A 3,495-nucleotide genomic window follows, 5' to 3' on the forward strand; every position below is an offset into this window, starting at 1 on the left:
GCGCAGCACCGGGAAGCCAAGCAGCACCCCCCAGAGGGCGGCCATGGCGCCGGCGGCCGGCAACAGGATCCAGAACGACAGACCAAAGTGCGTGGCGAGAAGCGCATAGGCATAGGCGCCAAGTGCATAAAAGGCGACATAGCCGAGGTCGAGCAGGCCGGCGAGGCCGACGACGATGTTCAGGCCCCAGGCCAGCATCACATAGATCAGGATCTGGATGCCGAAATTGTCGACCCATTTCAGCGAACCCTGCAGCCCGCTGGCGATCGACCAGGCGTTCAGCGACAGCACCGCGACCACGAGGATCGGGTATAGCACCAGCGCTGTGACGCCCAATTTGGTGAAGTTGGCATGGATGAAGGCGCGGAAGTAGTAGATCACGCAAGCGAGCACATAGATGATCGCCAGGGCGCGCAGGAATTGCAGATAGCCGGCTGGCTCTGCTCCCACCCATCCGGCGAGAGAGTTGTTCAACACGAACAGCAGCACCGCCGCGACAACGGCCGCGATGAACCACGGCAGCTGGAAGAACCGTGACGCCACGCTGGCCGGCAATAGGCCGGTGGCAACGTTGGTTATCTTCTGGCTGGCCATGAAGGGCTGGCCGTAGGCGACATAGAGGAAGCGCCCGACAGCCGTGGCGATCACCACCGCGGCGAGCAGGCCCCAGCGCGTCGTCACGACCAATTCATTGGAGATGTTCTGGCCGGTCTTCAGGCCGATGAACAGCACGAACAGGCCAAGCGAAATGGCGCCGGCATAGAACGCTTCCTTGAGGGCCCGTTGGATAGGGGTGGCGACGATGTCGCTCTCGGGAGATACGGTGACGGCCATGGTCTCAGACCTTTTCGACTTCTGGCCGGCCCAGAATGCCGGAAGGCAGGAAGATCAGCACGATCGCCAGGATCGAGAACGCCGCGACATCCTTGTAGTCGATCGAGAAATAGGCCGACCACATGCTCTCGATGAAGCCGATCAGAAGCCCGCCGAGCACCGCACCCGGCAGTGAGCCGATGCCGCCAAGCACCGCCGCGGTAAAGGCCTTCACGCCAGGCGTGAAGCCGTCCGAGAAGGCAATGACGCCGTAATACATCAGGAACAGCGTACCGGCGACAGCAGCAAGGGCGGCCCCCATGATGAAGGTGATCGAGATGGTGCGGTCGACATCGATGCCGAGCAGAGCCGCCATCTTGCGGTCCTGCTCGCAGGCGCGTTGCGCCCGACCGAGCGAAGTCCTGTTGACCAGATACCAGAACAGCGCCAGCAGCAGCGCGGTGACAACGACGATGATGATCTGCTTCAGCGACACGCTGATGCCGTTGATGTTGTAAACCTGCGAAACCATTGGAGGGATCGGCTTGTTGCGTGGCCCTTGCGTCACTTGGACGAAGTTCGACAGCGCGATCGACATGCCGATGGCGGTGATCAACGGCGCCAGCCGGAACGAACCGCGCAGCGGCCGGTAGGCCACCTTCTCGATCGTCCAGTTGTAGAGGCTGGTGAGCAGCATCGCCACGATCATCATGACCAGCAGCGCGATGACCACGGGCACCGAATAGAACAGCGCGCCGAGGACGAGGAAGACGATCAGCGCCGTGAAGGCGCCCACCATGAAGATGTCGCCATGGGCGAAGTTGATCATGCCGATGATGCCGTAGACCATCGTGTAGCCGATCGCGATCAGCCCATAGATCGATCCCAGCGTCAGCCCGTTGATAAGCTGCTGGACAAAGTACTGCATGTGTACATGGCTCCCCTGGAATGTCGCCCATGCAGACGCATTCCTTTTCGTATTTCCCCTAGTCGTAAAGTTTCGAGCCCGGATTGCAACGTCATTTTTCAATCGTCATGCGTGTTTTCGAGGCACGCCTTTCCGATCGCCCGTTTTTCACACCCGACCCCTGGACTATCGCGGACCCTAGCATTGGCATAACGCAATGTCTTTGACGATTCGGCTGCATCATGCGCCCCGTTTCGAAGAAATCGCCGTCAAAATTAGGTGATGAGAGGAATCGTTGCGTTGCTGACACGATCCGTTTTTCGTTCAGTCTCTTTCCCCTGGGTCAGGTTTCCCTTCACTTGACCACAAAACCATGCGCGAACGGATCGCGGTCATCGATGAAGATGGTGTTCAATCCGGTCATCCGTGCCCAGCCGCCGATCGAGGGTATGATGGCCGGTTTGCCAGCGACGGTGACGTCCTTTTCGATCTTGCCCTTGAACAGCGAACCGATGATCGATTCATGGACGAAGCTGTCGCCGGCCTTGAGTTTGCCCTTGGCATGAAGCTGCGCCATGCGCGCCGAGGTGCCAGTGCCGCATGGCGAGCGGTCGATCGCCTTGTCGCCGTAGAACACGGCATTGCGGGCATCGGCCCCGGCCACGGTCGGCTTGCCAGTCCACAGCATGTGTGACAGCCGGTTGATGCCCGGGTTCTCGGGATGCACGAAGGAATATTTCTCATTGAGCCGCTGCCGCACCACCGGACTCCAGGCGATGAAGTCGCCCGCCGAATAGTCGGCCATGTCGCGGTAGTTTGCCTGCGGCTCGACGATGGCGTAGAAATTGCCGCCATAGGCGACGTCGACGGTGATTTCGCCGAGCTGCGGGCATTCGACCGTCAGCCCCTCGGCGTAGAGGAAGGAGGGCACGTTGGTGATGCGCACCTCCTCGACATAGTCGCCGACCTGCTTGTACTCGGCAATGACCAGACCGGCCGGAGTGTCGAGCCTGAGCACGCCCGGCGTCTTCGGTTTGATCAGCCCGTGTTCGATCGCCATCGTCACCGTGCCGATGGTGCCGTGGCCGCACATCGGCAGGCAGCCGGAGGTTTCGATGAACAGGATGGCGATGTCGCAATCCTCGCGCGTCGGCGGATAGAGGATGGAGCCGGACATCACGTCATGGCCGCGCGGCTCGAACATCAAGGAGCGCCTTACCTCGTCGTGTTGTTTGATGAAGATCTGGCGCTTCTCAGCCATAGGTGCGGTTGCAGGAAGAACCGGACCGCCGCCAACGACCACGCGCACAGGATTCCCGCAGGTGTGCGCATCAACACAGAAATACGTCGAACGGCTCACGGCAAGCGAACTCCAGCGACAAGCAACGAAAATCAACATTGCATAAAATATGCGATCCGGTCAAATCCTTTTGCGAAGCCGCTGTTTTCGCGGCCGAAATCCGGCAAAATTCGCTCGGGTCTTGCCTAAATTATGCAATGTCACTAGGTTTGGGGCCGGCCGGAGTGGCCGTTAGATCTGCGGAAGGCATAGGCGGAATGCACAACGGCAAGGGCCATCGACCCGGCGGCATCAAGCGCCAGACCACAGTTGATCTGGTCTCCGACGAGTTGCGGCGTCGCATAATATCGGGCGAACTAGCCGAAGGGGAGCAGCTCTTGCAGGAGCACCTTGGAAGAGATCTCGGCGTCAGGCGAATGCCGATACATGAGGCTTTGCGCAAACTTGAGGCAGAGGGGCTTGTAACAATCTCTTC

The 3,495-nt window shown here is 59.9% G+C and carries 5 protein-coding genes; 2 read left to right on the plus strand and 3 right to left on the minus strand.

Annotation, left to right across the window (positions count from 1 at the left end; all coding sequences use genetic code 11):
* The 3 genes from EN993_RS32995 to EN993_RS33005 all read right to left on the minus strand — a co-directional run.
* Positions 1-834, minus strand: an 834-nt coding sequence (locus EN993_RS32995; protein ID WP_127265960.1) for a DUF3382 domain-containing protein, incomplete at its 3' end; no start/stop codon positions are given.
* A gap of 4 nt (positions 835-838) precedes the next feature.
* Complete coding sequence (locus tag EN993_RS33000; protein ID WP_109664588.1) at positions 839-1,741, minus strand: branched-chain amino acid ABC transporter permease LivH; 903 nt, start codon at positions 1,739-1,741, stop codon at positions 839-841.
* 334 nt (positions 1,742-2,075) lie between these two features.
* Positions 2,076-3,023, minus strand: coding sequence for a 4-hydroxyproline epimerase (locus EN993_RS33005; RefSeq protein ID WP_245469034.1), 948 nt, complete (start codon positions 3,021-3,023; stop codon positions 2,076-2,078).
* Between EN993_RS33005 and EN993_RS38110 the strand changes: the two genes are divergently transcribed.
* Positions 2,904-3,209 (plus strand): hypothetical protein, encoded by a 306-nt coding sequence (locus tag EN993_RS38110; protein ID WP_245469035.1) that lies wholly within the window; start codon positions 2,904-2,906, stop codon positions 3,207-3,209. The two genes, EN993_RS33005 and EN993_RS38110, sit on opposite strands and share 120 nt — an antisense overlap.
* A gap of 68 nt (positions 3,210-3,277) precedes the next feature.
* Positions 3,278-3,495, plus strand: a 218-nt coding sequence (locus EN993_RS33010; RefSeq protein ID WP_164757968.1) for a GntR family transcriptional regulator, incomplete at its 3' end; no start/stop codon positions are given.

Origin of the sequence: Mesorhizobium sp. M7D.F.Ca.US.004.01.2.1 (genome assembly GCF_003997785.1) — a bacterium.
Lineage (GTDB): Bacteria > Pseudomonadota > Alphaproteobacteria > Rhizobiales > Rhizobiaceae > Mesorhizobium > Mesorhizobium loti.